This is a genomic window from Chitinophaga sp. RAB17 (assembly GCF_052114225.1).
Taxonomy (GTDB): domain Bacteria; phylum Bacteroidota; class Bacteroidia; order Chitinophagales; family Chitinophagaceae; genus Chitinophaga.
In genome coordinates, this window is record NZ_JBFREI010000001.1 from 823,423 (window position 1) to 839,246 (window position 15,824).

Below are 15,824 nucleotides of genomic sequence, written 5' to 3' on the forward strand. Positions count from 1 at the left end.
GTATTGTGATTATGTTGGCTCCGTCGATGCTATGCTTAGCACCCGCTTAGCACCTATAGTAGCAGCGCAGTAGAGGTGGACTTGATGCGGGGATGACGTTCGGATGTATAACCGCGATGAAATTGAATCAGAAGAAGGATAGAGGTCAGAAGTGGCCATAGCAGGGCCGCTTCAGTACCAGGCTGTAGTTGCGGAAAGAAGTGTATTATTTAAAGGAAGCAGGCATAAAGGGATTATTCATCAAAATATCTCCGGAGGCAAAATAGCTTTATTCGAGTTGAATGACAGCTGGATATGCGTGTGTATAGGTAAGGTTAGGAAGCAATCTTGTCCGCTTTGGATAAGTGCGCTTTTTAGCATATTTGGGTACCTGTGTCGCTGCCACCGCAATAATATCGGCGGCCATGTATTGTCTGCCGTTCGATGGGCCGTCCTTGTATAGGGCTCTTACCTGGAAAACCACTACCAGTGAACCCTGTCCGGTTACATCGAGCGAAACATTTGTTTCCTGAAAAGTGGTATCGGGGGCTATCATGAGCGTAACCGTTTCGCTACCCACCACCTGACGCGATATAAAATCAATACGCGTTGCGATCACTTTTACTTCCAGGGCAGCAATGCTTTTATACCCATCGATGGTTTGTGCGGGAATATTTAATATCCCGTTAGGGAGAAGCCGGGGAGCCACCGCAAAAAAGCGATCTACTCCTGTATGCTGATTGAAGCGGAAGCCTGTCAGGGCCGCATGATGATCACCGGCAGCAATGAGAAGCTTGTTGAGCCGATTGATGTGGCCGCCGTCACAGTGGATATCCAGGTGGGGGTAGAAAGCATGACGGATAAAAGCGCCTTTCCTGCTGGCGAAGCCAAAGCGCCTGGATGCGCGGCGGGTAGCAGCCGTTTGCTGCACGCTTTCTGGCATGGAGCGCAGGAAGTATTGCCCATTGCGCTTATACCCAATGAGAGGGCCGAGTTTTCCCGTAAAGGGAAGGATAGACATTTGTTTTGCCATGGGAGATTATTTTGATTACTATAAATATAACATAATTCGGGGAACGTGTTTTCAGGGCAGATGGAAGATTAGCTAAAGGGAGTGTATGGCGTATTGTATAATATTCAAAGATAGTGTAGTAGGGATTTGAGAATGACAAATGCGAGTGTATGGGCATTTAGAGCATATTGAAAAAAGATATTCCCTCAAACAATTTGGGGAGATAGAAACGGATTATTCCGTTTCTATCTCCCCAAATCTTTATAACAAAACTCAATTAAATCATTTTAATCCTGTCCTAAGACAATCGCCGAGGGCGATCTTCTACGCGCTTACTGATTCTTACGCTGCATTTTAGGCAATGACTGTACAATGAGGTCATTCATTACATTCACTGCTTCATCCAGGTAAATATCTTTGGTTCTGATCTTGATCCAATCCTTGTTACGGGCAATTTTGGAAGAATCTCCACCAAATTTTTCGATATCAGATTTGATATTGATGATACTTAATTCTTTCACTTTATCATTTACGGCATCATATTTTTTCAGGGCAGCGGTGTTAGACTTTTGCTCTGTTTTATATGTCAGTAAGTTCAGTGAATAAGTTTCCTGTTTTTCCAGTTTTTTCAGGGTGCTCAGGTTTTCGTTGAGCAGTTTGAACGCCGGGCTGGAAGCCATTCTCTTTTCACTGTTCTTTTTCAGTGATTCTGTATTTACCGGGTTATACCAGGCAGTGAAAGCAGCGCGGGGTATTTCATCATATGCCAATGCATCTGAATCTTTACGTTCTGCTACTTCATAGTATGGATCTGGTAATACGATATCGGAAGCAACCCCTTTCAGCTGGGTAGAACCACCATTTGCACGATAGAATTTCTGCTGGGTCAGTTTCAGCGCACCGAGGCTGCCACCATCTTTTACAGGATAGAAATCATCCAGGTTAAAGAGGCGTTGTACGGTACCTTTACCAAAGGTTTGTGTGCTACCGATGATCACGGCGCGTTTATAATCCTGCATGGCAGCGGCCATGATTTCAGAAGCCGAAGCGCTGTATTCATTTACCATGATCGCCAGCGGGCCCTCATATTGTACATTTTTATCACGATCGCGTAATACTACGGCGTCACCACCTCTGGAGCGAACCTGTACTACCGGACCTTCCGGAATAAACAGGCCAGCCATTTGTACTACGTCCTGCAGGGAACCACCACCATTGAAGCGGAGATCCAGGATAATACCTTCTACTTTCTCTGCTTTCAGTTTGGCTACTTCTTTCGCCACGTCTTCCGCACTGCGGGCGCCGTTACGATCGTTGAAGTCAGCATAAAACTCAGGGAGGTAGATATATCCTATTTTATGTTGTCCGTTGATGATGGCAGATTTCGCGAAAGTTTCCTCTGTTACAATTTCATCACGGATGATGGTAATTTCTTTTGTAGTACCGTCCACACTTCTTACGGTTAATCTAACCGGGGTGCCTTTTTTACCACGGATCAGTTTCACGGCGTCTTCTACCGGGTAGCCGGTAATGTCTACTGATTCGCTGGTTCCCTGTGCTACTTTCTGGATCACATCGTTGGCTTTTAACTGGCCTTGTTTCCAGCTTGGGCTACCTGTTACGATGCTGATGACTCTGATCTTATCGCCTTCTTCTTTCAGCTGAGCACCAATACCAAAGAATTTACCGGCCATCTGTTCTTCGAACGCGCGTTTTTCATCAGGCGGGAAGTAGTCGGTATGCGGATCCATGGTAGTAGTGATCGCGTTTACATAAAGATTGAAGCGATCATTATCATTTTGTCTGTTTTTCAAACGCTCAAAATAACGGTCGTACAGTTGTTTTACTTTCACGCGGGCTTCTGCTTCCAGTTCGGTGTCGGTTTTAACTTTTACGCTGTCTTTCCCTTTATCTTTTTCGCGCATTTCCTGCAGGTCAGTCAGCTTTTCCAGCGTGCGGTATTTTAACACTTTGCGCCAGGCTTCCTTACGTGCATTTTCGTCTGCAGGGTAGTCTACTTTATCAGGATCCAATGTTACTTTCTCATCCACTGTAAAGTCGAATGGTTTGGAAAGTATTTCCGGATAAATAGCTGCTGCTTCCGCCACACGTTGTTTGATGAGGGTGTTGATGCTGCGGAAACAGTCGATCGGTGCACCTTTCAGCTCATCATCAATATGGGTGGATAACGGTAATAATTTGTCCACATCTGTTTTCAGGAAAAATTTCTTTTCCGTATCCAGGCTACGCAGGTATTTATCAAAAACTTCGGTGGAGAATTTATCATCTATGGGTTTGGGTTGATAATGCCCTTCTTTCAGCATCTGCCCTACCAGGTTCATGATCACCTCATAACGTCCAGGAGGATCTTCGTTATGTCCGAGCTTATTAAAAGCTAACACGCCTGCGGAGATGCTAAGTAGCACAACCGGTATAATCACTTTCAGTCTCATATGTATCTCAATTGAACGTAAACGTTGTCAAATCAAATATAAAATAAAATCACCCGTCGGTCGTGCAATTTATTTCCTTTTAACAAAAAATTGGGCCAAACGGGTGCTGGGAGAGATATGCGGCTGAAAACAGCCACATAACCGCCACGCTGCACGTTTGTAAGGCATCCGGTTAGATAACGGTTAAAGTATGCCGAATGTTGAATAGGGCTAATCTTTCACCAGTTTGTAGACCGCTCCTTTGAAACCATCCCTGCCAGAGGTGCTGGTGAGTACATACAGCTCGCCCTGTTCATCCTCTCCCCAGCTGAGTATCTGCATGTTATCGGCAGGCAGGCCAGATAATTGCAGGGTGTCGCGTTCCCATTTGTTCCCTTTTGACTCCAGTACAAAGGCTTTTCCGTTGTAGTCCCCAAAAACGTATAGTCCCTGCAGTGAAGGGATTGCGCTGCCCCGGTAAACGTAACCGCCGGTGATACTTATCCCCAGATCGTGGTTGTATTCGTGGATAGGGGTTATCAACTGTGACTTATCGGTGCCGGCAGGCACTTTGTAGTCGTGAAAGCCTTCCATGATGCGCCAGCCATAGTTGCCTCCTTTTATGATGATGTCCACCTCTTCATACTTATCTTGTCCAACATCTCCGGTAAACAGCATTTTGCTCTTCCTGTCGAAGGAAAAGCGCCACGGGTTGCGGAGACCATATGCCCATATTTCAGGTCTGGCGCCGGGCTGGTTGACAAAAGGATTATCTGCAGGCACTTTATAGGGTGTGCCATCGACATTTATCCTTAATATTTTACCCAGTAAGGTGGTAAGATCCTGTCCATTACCCATAGTACCATGTTTATCTCCACCACCACCGCCATCACCCAAACCTATATACAGGTAACCGTCCGGGCCGAACTGCAGCTGACCACCATTGTGATTGGATTCCGGCTCATCTACTTCCAGCAATACCCTGCGGGTGGCCCGATCAGCAATATTGGGGTTGCCGGCAGCCACCGTAAATTCTACCAGCCGGCTGGTATGATTGAATCCATTCTTTGTTGTGGGGGCACTGTAGTACACATAAAACTTATGGTTTCTTCTGAAATCGGGATGGAAAGCCATTCCAAGCAACCCTCTTTCATCATAGCCGGGGTTCACAGAGATCATATCACTGCTAACATCCAGGAAAGGAGTAGGCAGCAGCTTGTTTTGCTGTACAATCCATACTTTCCCTTCTTTCTGACAAAAAAATAACCTGCCGGAACCATCACCGGGTACTGCCATGTTTACGGGAGATATAAACCTGTCTGTCACCAGCTGCAGCTTCGCTTTACGGACCGGTGGCGCCATCTCTTTTTTGGCGTCGCTGCCCGCACAGGAGACCTGCAGGAACACTACCGGTAATAAAGCCCGGAAAATCATGGAATATAGTTTCATACTGCTGCGGTATTTATGCAGACTAAATATAAAACATTTAGCTTTTAGCAGTTAGCTTTTAGCTTTTAGCAAATGCAGCGAAGACCACCACAATATGATCTTCGCTGCATTTGCTAAAAGCTAAAAGCTTAATGCCAATGGCTAAACGCTATTTTGTATCTTCGCAAAAAACACATCAGGTTGGACACAACGGCACCAAAAAAGAACGACCCATACGCTTCGCTACGCTTTACGGAATTCAATTACTACCTAGTTATCCGCTTTGCGCTTGTATTTGCACTGGCGATGCAGTTTGCCATCATCGAATGGAAAGTATATGAAATCTCCAAAGACCCTTTCTCACTTGGATTGATTGGTTTGTCTGAAGTGATACCGGCAGTGTTGCTGTCGCCTTTCGCAGGGCATATGGTAGACAAGCGGGAGAAAAGGGGCATGTTGCTTAAATGTGTGATTGCCTATATTTTTATCAGCTCAGGATTGTTCCTGCTTACCTGGGATCGTGCAGTAGTGGGTATCTCCACACACTGGGTGCTCAATCTGATCTATCTGCTGGTGTTCATGGGTGGTGTTGTACGCGCCTTTACCAGTCCTTCCAACTTTACTTTAATGTCGTTGCTCGTACCGCGGGAATTATACGCCAACGCCTCTACGTGGAGCAGCTCCGCGTGGCAGATAGGTGGTGTACTGGGGCCTGCGCTGGGTGGACTATTTATTCACTGGTTCGGGGTACACTGGTCGATGCTACTGGTAGTGTTTATATTCCTTGCGCCGTTATACAGTTTAATTAAAATAAAGCCTAAGCCTATTTACTATAAGTCGAAGGGAGAGAGCTTTGTGACCGGGCTGACCGAAGGGATGCGTTTTGTATGGAAAACCAAGGTGGTATTGAATGCGATGGCACTGGACATGTTTGCCGTATTATTTGGCGGCGCTATAGCGATGTTGCCGGCATTTGCTACGGATGTACTGCATGTGGGTTCTCTTGGTTATGGTTTGTTACGCTCTGCACCTGCAGTGGGGGCTCTGGTAACGATGTTTATACTGGCACATAAGCCATTGGTAATTAAACCCGGTATTAAGTTACTGGCAGCGGTTTTCGGCTTTGGTTTAACGATTATACTTTTTGGTCTTTCCACCAGTTTTTACCTGTCGATATTTGCCTTGCTGATCAGTGGCGCTCTGGATGGTATCAGTGTTATTATCCGCCAAACGATTCTGCAGTTAAAAACCCCTGATGATATGCGTGGGCGGGTAGCTTCCGTTAGTTCTATGTTTGTAGGCTCCTCCAATGAGCTGGGGGCTTTTGAGAGTGGCTTTATGGCCAGGGCGATTGGATTGGTGCCTTCAGTAGTATTTGGAGGTTGTGTAACACTGGGGGTAGTCATTACAACTTATGTTATTTCTCCGGCTATGCGTAAGCTGGAGCTGAAACCGTAGCTTTTAGCCATTAGCTGTTAGCTGTTAGTAAATGCAGCGAAGACCAACACAATATGATCTTCGCTGCATTTACTAACAGCTAACAGCTAATGGCTAAAAGCTAAAATGGCTACCAGCTTTCTATAATTTCATGGTCTCTTTCAATTTTTCCAGTACATAATAAACAGCGGGACAGGTGGTGCTGTTTTCATATGTAATTTTCGGGCGTTTGAAGAAGTCGTAGCTATCTGTGTAGGGATAGTTGGCGCAGTCGCCCGGGCGTACATCATAGATGCCGCAGTAGTTGTCTGCTCCAAGGAATGGGCAGGGGGTAAATTTCACCACATAGTCCTCATCCTTATCCAGTCGGAGGTAAGTTTCTATAAAGTCGCCTTCCTTCATGCCCAGGTGCTTTGAAATGCGCCTGATATCAGGGCCTTTGAAGCGGGGGCTGATGGTTTTACAGCAATTACCACATTGGAGGCAGTCAATTTTACTGAATGCTTCCTCGTGGAGATCGGGCAACAGCTTCTCCACTCCTTTACCGCGACGGGTTTGCAGTTTCGCGAGGAACTGTTTGTTAGCCTTTTGCTTATCCTGGGCTTTCTGTTCCCAGTCTTCTAATATTTTGCTCATTTGATGCAAAGATAGGTAATTAGTAGATGGACAAAATCATGACATAAACGTAGTTTAACTATCTGTCATTTATCACTGTTTTCCCCCGCCAGTGTTGATTGTTTGGCCGTTGCTTAAAATCTGCATAGCTTTGCGCATTCTATTTCAAATTACCTGCTTACATCATGAATCTTTTTGATATTCAACAAAATGAATTCGTGCACCGTCACATAGGGCCGAATGAAGGGGAGACCAACCAGATGCTCGAAACCATCGGGGCCTCCAACCTGGACCAGCTGATCAGCAAAACAGTTCCGGGCGCCATCCGTATGCAACAGCCACTGGCTATTCCTGCAGCGATGAGTGAAAGTGATTATCTCCGTCACCTGAAGGAAGTTTCACTGAAAAACAAGGTATACCGTAACTATATCGGACAGGGTTACTTCGATACTATTACGCCGAGCGTTATTCTGCGTAATGTATTTGAAAATCCAGGATGGTATACACAGTACACCCCGTATCAGGCTGAGATTTCTCAGGGCAGACTGGAAAGCCTGCTGAACTACCAGACGATGGTATGTGATCTGACAGGGCTGCCAATTGCCAATGCGTCCCTGCTGGATGAAGCTACAGCGGCAGCAGAAGCGATGACCATGTTCTTCAATGCGTTGAACAAGGATCATGATCATGTAACCAGGCCTAAGTTTTTTGTAGACAATAACGTATATCCGCAAACGCTGGATGTAATTTATACCCGCGCAACACCGCTGCTGATTGAAGTGGTAGTAGGCGACTACAAAACAGCTGCTTTCGATGAATCTTATTTTGGTGCGCTGATCCAGTATCCTGATAACGTAGGAGCTACTGCTGATTACCGTGCATTCATAGACAGCGTGCATGCGGTAGGTGCATTTGTAGGTGTGGCAACAGACCTGCTGGCATTGACCCTGCTGACCTCTCCGGGCGAAATGGGTGCTGATGCGGCCTTTGGTTCTGCACAGCGCTTCGGTGTTCCGTTGGGCTTTGGTGGTCCGCACGCAGCATTTTTTGCAGTGAAGGATGATTTCAAACGTTCTATCCCCGGTCGTATCATCGGCGTGAGCATTGATGCAAACGGTGGTCGTGCATTGCGTATGGCACTGCAGACACGTGAACAACATATCAAACGTGAAAAAGCAACTTCCAACATCTGTACTGCACAGGCATTGCTGGCTAACATGGCAGCTATGTATGCGGTATATCATGGTCCGGAAGGATTGAAAAATATTGCTACCCGCATTTCCCTGCTGACCAATACACTGGCTGGCAAGCTGAAAGCGAAAGGGCTGAAACTGGTTGCTGATAACTTCTTTGATACTATCGTGATAGAAAGCGCTGATATAAAATCAGCTGCTGAAGCAGCGGGTATCAACTTCCGTTATTTCGCTAATGGTAATGTAGGTATATCTCTGGATGAAACGGTGACTATTGAAGATGTGAATGATATCCTGCAGGTATTTGGCGCTGGTAAAACAGATGCTACCGCAATTTCTAACGGCACTACCGGTATTGCTGCTGACTTACAGCGTACTTCTCCTTACCTGTTACATCCGGTGTTTAACAATCATCACAGCGAATCATTAATGATGCGTTACCTGAAGATGCTGGAAAACAAGGATCTGTCCCTGAATACTTCCATGATCTCTCTGGGTTCCTGCACCATGAAACTGAACGCAGCTACTGAGATGATTCCATTGAGCTGGGCACACTGGAGCAAAATGCATCCTTTTGCACCAACTAACCAGGTAGGTGGCTATTTACAGATGGCGACTGAACTGGGTGAATACCTGAGCAAGATTACCGGTTTTGACGCATGCAGTCTGCAGCCCAACAGTGGTGCGCAGGGTGAATATGCCGGCTTACTCGTTATCCGTGAATACCAGAAGAGCAGAGGTCAGGGCCACCGTAATATCATGCTGATTCCTATCAGCGCACACGGTACCAATCCGGCATCTGCAGTAATGGCTGGCTACAAGGTAGTGATCGTAAAAGCACTGGAAAATGGTTATATCGATGTAGAAGATCTGAAGGCAAAGGCAGCTACCTATAGCAATGACCTGGCCGGTATCATGATCACTTATCCATCTACCTACGGTGTGTATGAAGAAAGTGTGAAAGAAATTTGTGCTACTATTCACGAACATGGCGGACAGGTATATATGGACGGTGCCAACATGAATGCACAGGTAGGCTTAACTGCTCCTGGTCTGATTGGTGCGGATGTGTGTCACCTGAACCTGCATAAAACCTTTGCTATCCCTCATGGTGGCGGCGGTCCGGGCATGGGCCCTATCTGCGTGGCAAAACACCTGACACCATTCCTGCCTGGTCACGTTACGCTGAATGATGGCAAACCTTCCAATGCAGTATCTGCAGCTCCGTTTGGCTCTGCGAGTATCCTGCTGATTTCCTACGCGTATATCCGTATGCTTGGATTCAAAGGTGTGAAATTAGCTTCTGAATATGCTATTCTGAATGCCAACTATATGAAGGCAAGACTGGAAAAAGCATATGAGATTTTGTATACCGGCGTTAATGGCACCTGTGCGCATGAGTTCATCGTAGATCTTCGTCCGTTTAAAGCATCTGCCGGCATCGAAGCGGAAGATGTGGCCAAACGTTTGATGGACTACGGCTTCCACGCACCTACCATGAGTTTCCCGGTTCCGGGCACCATCATGATTGAGCCTACTGAAAGTGAGGATAAAGGAGAACTGGATCGCTTCTGCGATGCCATGTTGTCTATCCGTGCTGAAATTGCTGCAGTAGAACAGGGCACTTCCGACAAACAAAACAACGTATTAAAAAATGCGCCACATACACAACAGGTAATCACTGCTGACGAATGGACCCGTCCATACAGCCGCCAGCAGGCAGCATTCCCGCTGGATTATGTGAAAGCAAATAAATTCTGGCCTTCTGTAAGCCGTATCAATAATACGTTCGGCGACAGGAACCTGATTTGTACCTGCGAACCTGCAAGTGCATATGAGGAAGCAGCTGTATAAGCTGTTTGTCTTACATAAAAAAGAACGGGGATAGATTCATTTCTATCCCCGTTCTTTTTTATGTAAAGCGGTTATTATTTCAGGATGGGTTCCAGTACTTCCATCCTGCCATCAATTGGTTGTGTAATATCCAGTCCCAATATTTTTGCTACTAACGGATACACATGTACGTTTTCGAAAGTAGCGATGCGGGTATTGGATTTAAACGCAGGTCCCCAGGCCATGAATACCGCATTCATATTGGTGAGATTATTATCGTAGCCGTGATGTCCGGGATGCATTTTTTTGCCGGATGTACCGAATGCGTAGTTGGCTTCTGCCAGCAGGATAATATCACCAATACGGTTATACACATCTTCCTGTCCGTAGTGCCATCTTTCCGGTGTTTCATTTTTCAGGTAAGCTGTATAATGATTTTCATGGGTTTTCAGATAGTCATAGGCGGTTTTTATCTCCTGTTCATTTTTACCATACAGCATCACCTTTTCATTGCCGGGCATTATTTTCATGGGCTGCAGTTCCGGTACTGCAGGCAGTTGTATGGTATTCACGGTATCTACCGCCATCATACCGTGATCAGACACCACGATATAATTTACAGGCAACTGGAGTTTGTTGACAGCGGCCACCATTTTACCGATGGCAGCATCTACCAATTGCACGGCGCTGCGAACGCTGTCGGCATCCGGGCCATAACGGTGTCCCATATGATCCACTTCCGGGAAGTAAAAGGTGATCAGGTGCGGGCGTTGATCTTCCGGCAGCTGCAGCCAGTCAACCACCTGCTGAATACGCTGATCGATGCCTGTCTTTTCCTGGTATCTGAAGTAATAAGTAGGTCTTACATTTTGTATGGCGCTTTCAGAGCCTACCCAGAAATAACTGGCGCTGATCATTTGTTGCTTTTCTGCCAGTACCCATAATGGCACACCATTGTACCAGGTACCGTCTTCCACGGCATCGCGGTTACCCACCTTGTATACGGCATCCCGCTTACGATCATAAAAGAAATTATCTACCAGGCCATGATGTGCGGGATATAACCCGGTGGCCAGCGAGTAATGGTTGGGGAAGGTGAGTGATGGAAAGGAGGGTTGCATGGCAGTAGCCCTTACCCCTGCGCCTGATAATTGCAGGAGCTGAGTTGCGTTGTATTTCTCTGCATAATCATACCGGAATCCATCAATGGAAATCATGATCACATAAGGCCTGGTTTGCTGCGTAGCGCTGTTTTTCCGCCCTTCTACCGTTAGTTGGGCCGTATCCTGTGCATAGTTATTGATGCTGATCAATAGCAGGGCTACGGCGAATAAAAAAATCCTTTTCACAATTATTGTTTTATGATTAACAGCTAATAAAATGGGGAAGAATAACAGATGATGGGTTATAATGGGCCGCAAATTAGAAAACTATTTTCACTCAAAGCGGTATGCATAATTATAAATACGTTAATAAACCCGTTGAAGTATGTTGCCCCTCATATGTTCATCTTATAAATATGTAATAATATTTTAACACATATTATCGCTAAACCGCTACAAACAGGCAAAATGATAACCACTAAATAAAAATTTATATATATAATATTCATTAATTAATTGTTTATCTATATATTAGCCTACTGAAAAACCATCTAACAACTATGTCTGACTACACCTTTATTACAACTGAGGAACACTTTTTATTACAGGATGCGCTGAAGAGAAACAAACAACAGTTGATCAAATTTATCCTTATAGGTTTTGGGTTATTATTGATCGCAGCTGTTATCCCACAAATTTATTTGTATACCCACAACAACCTGGGTGATGCAGATGATTCGCTCCTGTCGTTCAAAAACCTTTGGTTCTGGGTATGGCTGTTATGCTTTGTGATAGCACTGATATTTGCACTGATTAAAGTAACAGATATTCGTTACTGGGCCATTAAGAAGGACCTTTCTGCATTACAGAAAGGTACGCTGAATGCGCCAATGGAAGCTGTTTACCTGGAAAACAATGACTCGCAGACCAATATTATGATCCTGTTGGAAAACAGGAAAAAACGCCTGTTTTACTGGATGCGTGGTGCACTGGAAGGATATCGTGCCGGACAGGAAGTAGAAATTACATATGCCCGTTATTCCCGTGTGATCATTAGTATCAATAAGAAATAATTTTCTCTGTTATTATCGTATAGCCGGTCACGTTATAATACCAACGTAGCCGGCTTCACGATAGAATATTAATCAGCCGCTACCGGCTGATTTTCTTATAATAGGAGGTACTGGTTCATACATGATAAGCTAAATATCACAACTGTCTTTTCTAAAATCCTATATCGCATGTTTATGTTAAAAAACAAAGCTGCTATGAAATGTATAGCAGCAGCCACATTCCTGGCCCTCGCCTCCTGTAGCAAAAAAGATGAGGCTCCTGCTCCTGAAAAAACAGCAGATACCTACCAGGTAAAAACCATTTATTTCACCGGCACGCCTGTAGACAGCTTCATTTACGCGAACAACCAGATTGTTGAAAACTGGATCTATGATGAAGATGATAAAGCCTACAGACAAAAAAGCCTCTACACTTACGGTGCCGACGGCCGCCTGCTTCGTTCCGTCAATTACCAGAATTACCGTCAGACCAATATGTACCTGAGATCTACAGATTCTATCGGATGGAAACCGGAAAAAGTGATTATTTACAGTGTCTTCTATGCCGAACTCACCGGAGCAGCCGTTAGCTGGGATACCACCACGCTTAAGCTGGATGCAAATAACAGGCTGGCGTTATTTAATACAAAAGATACCCTTAGTTCCGGCACTGGCAAAACCGTGAATTACACGGAATGGGGATACACCGGCAATAACATCACTACTTTCAACGATGTTTATTACTATAGCGGCAATACTTCATCCGATGATTTCAGGTACGTAATGGAATACGGGAAGCTCGTCAATCCACTATATGGTTATGTTTCCAAAAATCCGATACTGGCACTGGACCTGTCTGATATGCACGCATCGTTGCTCAGTCAGAACAACGTCACTAAAGTAACAGCTGTTGGCAGAAATGGCGAAAATCAAACCGTTACCTCCACCACTGTGACCGGAACAGACATTGTACAGGAAAACACTTTCCAAGGTAACAGCGGGGTTTTTAAAATTACTTATGGTCTTGTTAAATTACCGAAGTAGTTATTCATCACTCCAATACAATTATTCTTTCCGTAAGGCGAAGCAATAACGATGCTCAAAATACTATATGAAACATCTCTGCTATTTAACGTCGCTGCATTATTAACTATCGTTGGGGGCACCAGGGAAGATAGTGTTCCAACACCCGGGCCCACAGGTGCTCCCAAAAGCACGAAATTTACTTATGATAAAATGCCGTAGCTATATGTCGCTACCATAATTACAAAAAATTTACTGATTTTTGTGGTCAACATCTGACTACAAAAATCAGTAAACCGTTACACTCATGACCCTCGCTCAATTTCAGGAATATTGCCTTTCTCTTCCCGGTGTTACCGAAGAATTTCCTTTTGGAGATGAAACCCTTGTGTATAAAGTAAGCGGCAAAGTATTTGCCCTCAGTGGACTATCCGACTTCCACTCCATTAACCTGAAATGTGATCCTGAAGAAGCCATAGAGCTGCGCGAGCGCTATGAAGGCGTAATACCAGGCTATCATATGAATAAAAAGCACTGGAATACCGTGGACGTACATTCCGGCATTGCCAATAAACTCCTGTTGCAATGGATTAAAAATTCTTACAACCTGGTAGTGGCCAGTCTTCCTAAAAAAGAAAGGGAAAAACTGGGTCAATAACCGTTCCCCATATACCTGCCGGGCTATCCACATTTTTTTGTTACTTTAGCCACGATCTAAATCTTAAATAAACTGTTTATGAGAAAATGGCTGCTGCTGGCCTGCGCCACGCTGTTCCTGTTACCCACTGCGTGTAAAGCCGTTAACCAGGACTCACTCTGGATGTACGAGCACTACACCAAAAAAGAATTATACATCCCTATGCGGGATGGGGTTAAACTGTTTACCTCCGTTTACTTACCAAAAGATCAATCGGAGAAACATCCCATCTTAATGACGCGCACACCGTATTCCTGCGCTCCTTATGGCGAAAACGACTTTCGCCCTTATTACAAAAACCACTTTAACACCTACCTGAAAGAGGGGTATATTATAGTAACACAGGATGTCAGAGGCACCTGGATGAGCGAAGGACAGTTTGTGAATGTGCGTCCTTTTAATCCTGCTAAAAAAGGAAAGAAAGAAATTGATGAAGCCAGCGATACCTATGATACCATTGACTGGCTGGTAAAAAATATTACCGGTAACAACGGTAATGTAGGCGTACTTGGCACTTCCTATCCCGGCTTCTACTCTACCATGGCTGCGCTGAGTGGTCACCCTGCACTGAAAGCAGTAAGCCCGCAGGCGCCTGTTACAGATTGGTTTATAGGAGATGACTTTCATCACAACGGTGCGTTCTTTATTTCTGACGCCTTTTCCTTCTACACCGTTTTTGATCAGCCGCATCCAAAACCAACAACGGTAGGACCTAAAGGCATCAACTACTATACGCATGACAACTACAAATATTACCTGGAAACCGGTGCGCTGCCTAACTTCGCCAAAATCATCGGCGACAGTGTAGCCTTCTGGCAGGAGATGTATGATCACCCTACCTACGATGCGTGGTGGAAAGCGCGTAACGTGCGCAACTTCCTGCAAAACGTAAAGCCTGCTATGCTGATAGTAGGTGGTTTATTTGATGCAGAAGACTGCTTCGGCGCCTGGAATACCTATAAAGCAATTGAAGAGAAAAGTCCCGGCACCAACAACCGCCTCGTTATGGGGCCGTGGTATCACGGTCAGTGGGGTTCTACTGATGGTACCCACCTGGGTAATGTCCGCTTTGGCAGCAATACTTCCGAGTACTACGCCAACAACATCGAAATTCCTTTCTTCAACTATTACCTGAAAGGCAAAGGACAAGCAGCTGGTATTGCAGAAGCTACCATCTTTTTTACCGGCGAAAACAAATGGAGACAGCTTCCCAAATGGCCTCCGGCCAATGTGGAAGAACAACCTGTTTACCTGCAGGAAGATGGCAAGCTCGCTTTCACCAAACCATCTGTCAGCAATAGTTTCAGCGAATACGTAAGTGATCCGGCTAAACCTGTTCCATATACAGAAGATGTGCATTTTAACCGCACCATTAACTACATGACGGATGATCAGCGCTTTGCCGCCCGCAGACCGGACGTAGCTGTATTTGAGAGTGATGTACTGAACAATGATATCACCCTGGCAGGTCCGGTGGTAGCAGATCTCATTGCGAGCACCAGCACCACAGATGCTGACTTCATTGTAAAAGTGATTGATGTGTTTCCCAATGATTTTAAATATGAAGAAGATGCCAGCAGCGAGCATCGCCGCGTACCTTCTGCGACCTACCCTATGGGAGGCTACCAGATGCTGGTGCGTGCAGAAATCATGAGAGGTAAATTCCGTAACAGCCTGGAAAATCCGGAGGCATTTGTACCTAACCAACCAGCTTCTGTAAAGTTCACTCTACCGGATGTAGCCCATACTTTCCAGAAAGGACACCGCATGATGATCCAGGTACAAAGCAGCTGGTTCCCACTGGTGGATCGCAACCCGCAACAGTTCATGGATATTTACAAAGCCACTGATAAAGATTTTAAAAAGGCAACCATCCGCATTTACCACGATGCACAGCATCCGTCTAGTGTGATACTGCCGATAGTGAAATAGCTGTTAGCCGTTAGCTTTTAGCTTTTAGCAAATGCAGCGAAGATCGTTATATGTTGGTCTTCGCTGCATTTGCTAAAAGCTAACGGCT

At 45.3% G+C, this 15,824-nt stretch carries 11 protein-coding genes; 6 read left to right on the plus strand and 5 right to left on the minus strand.

All coding sequences use genetic code 11. The annotated features are described in order from the left end of the window. Positions 1 to 268 precede the first annotated feature (268 nt). The 3 genes from AB4Z08_RS03060 to AB4Z08_RS03070 all read right to left on the minus strand — a co-directional run bounded on the left by AB4Z08_RS03060 (position 269) and on the right by AB4Z08_RS03070 (position 4,872). Entirely contained in the window at positions 269 to 1,012 is a 744-nt protein-coding gene (locus tag AB4Z08_RS03060; RefSeq protein ID WP_441572300.1) for a hypothetical protein, read from the minus strand. A gap of 311 nt (positions 1,013 to 1,323) precedes the next feature. Continuing rightward, on the minus strand, positions 1,324 to 3,444 hold the full coding sequence (locus AB4Z08_RS03065) for a carboxy terminal-processing peptidase (RefSeq protein WP_441572301.1): 2,121 nt from the start codon (positions 3,442 to 3,444) through the stop codon (positions 1,324 to 1,326). A 210-nt stretch (positions 3,445 to 3,654) separates the two neighbouring features. Beyond that, positions 3,655 to 4,872 (minus strand): PQQ-dependent sugar dehydrogenase, encoded by a 1,218-nt coding sequence (locus AB4Z08_RS03070; protein WP_441572302.1) that lies wholly within the window; start codon positions 4,870 to 4,872, stop codon positions 3,655 to 3,657. A 180-nt stretch (positions 4,873 to 5,052) separates the two neighbouring features. On the opposite strand from AB4Z08_RS03070, the gene AB4Z08_RS03075 reads away from it, so the two are divergent. After that, complete coding sequence (locus tag AB4Z08_RS03075) at positions 5,053 to 6,309, plus strand: MFS transporter (protein ID WP_441572303.1); 1,257 nt, start codon at positions 5,053 to 5,055, stop codon at positions 6,307 to 6,309. Between the two features lie 120 nt (positions 6,310 to 6,429). Here AB4Z08_RS03075 and AB4Z08_RS03080 read toward each other — a convergent pair whose 3' ends face one another. Beyond that, complete coding sequence (locus AB4Z08_RS03080; protein WP_441572304.1) at positions 6,430 to 6,924, minus strand: YkgJ family cysteine cluster protein; 495 nt, start codon at positions 6,922 to 6,924, stop codon at positions 6,430 to 6,432. Positions 6,925 to 7,088: 164 nt separating this feature from the next. On the opposite strand from AB4Z08_RS03080, the gene gcvP reads away from it, so the two are divergent. Beyond that, positions 7,089 to 9,950: an aminomethyl-transferring glycine dehydrogenase gene (gcvP, locus tag AB4Z08_RS03085; RefSeq protein WP_441572305.1), complete on the plus strand. Its 2,862-nt coding sequence runs from the start codon at positions 7,089 to 7,091 to the stop codon at positions 9,948 to 9,950. 74 nt (positions 9,951 to 10,024) lie between these two features. Here the strand turns inward: gcvP and AB4Z08_RS03090 are convergent, their stop codons facing one another. After that, positions 10,025 to 11,278 (minus strand): alkaline phosphatase family protein, encoded by a 1,254-nt coding sequence (locus AB4Z08_RS03090; RefSeq protein WP_441572306.1) that lies wholly within the window; start codon positions 11,276 to 11,278, stop codon positions 10,025 to 10,027. A gap of 314 nt (positions 11,279 to 11,592) precedes the next feature. Between AB4Z08_RS03090 and AB4Z08_RS03095 the strand changes: the two genes are divergently transcribed. From AB4Z08_RS03095 to AB4Z08_RS03110, 4 genes are all read left to right on the plus strand, one after another. Next, positions 11,593 to 12,105, plus strand: coding sequence for a hypothetical protein (locus tag AB4Z08_RS03095; RefSeq protein WP_441572307.1), 513 nt, complete (start codon positions 11,593 to 11,595; stop codon positions 12,103 to 12,105). A gap of 195 nt (positions 12,106 to 12,300) precedes the next feature. Next, positions 12,301 to 13,128, plus strand: a complete 828-nt coding sequence (locus tag AB4Z08_RS03100) for a hypothetical protein (RefSeq protein ID WP_441572308.1) — start codon at positions 12,301 to 12,303, stop codon at positions 13,126 to 13,128. Between the two features lie 286 nt (positions 13,129 to 13,414). Further along, a complete protein-coding gene (locus tag AB4Z08_RS03105) occupies positions 13,415 to 13,765 on the plus strand; it encodes an MmcQ/YjbR family DNA-binding protein (protein ID WP_441572309.1) in 351 nt (116 codons plus the stop codon). A 78-nt stretch (positions 13,766 to 13,843) separates the two neighbouring features. Then, on the plus strand, positions 13,844 to 15,736 hold the full coding sequence (locus AB4Z08_RS03110; RefSeq protein ID WP_441572310.1) for a CocE/NonD family hydrolase: 1,893 nt from the start codon (positions 13,844 to 13,846) through the stop codon (positions 15,734 to 15,736). Positions 15,737 to 15,824 lie beyond the last annotated feature (88 nt).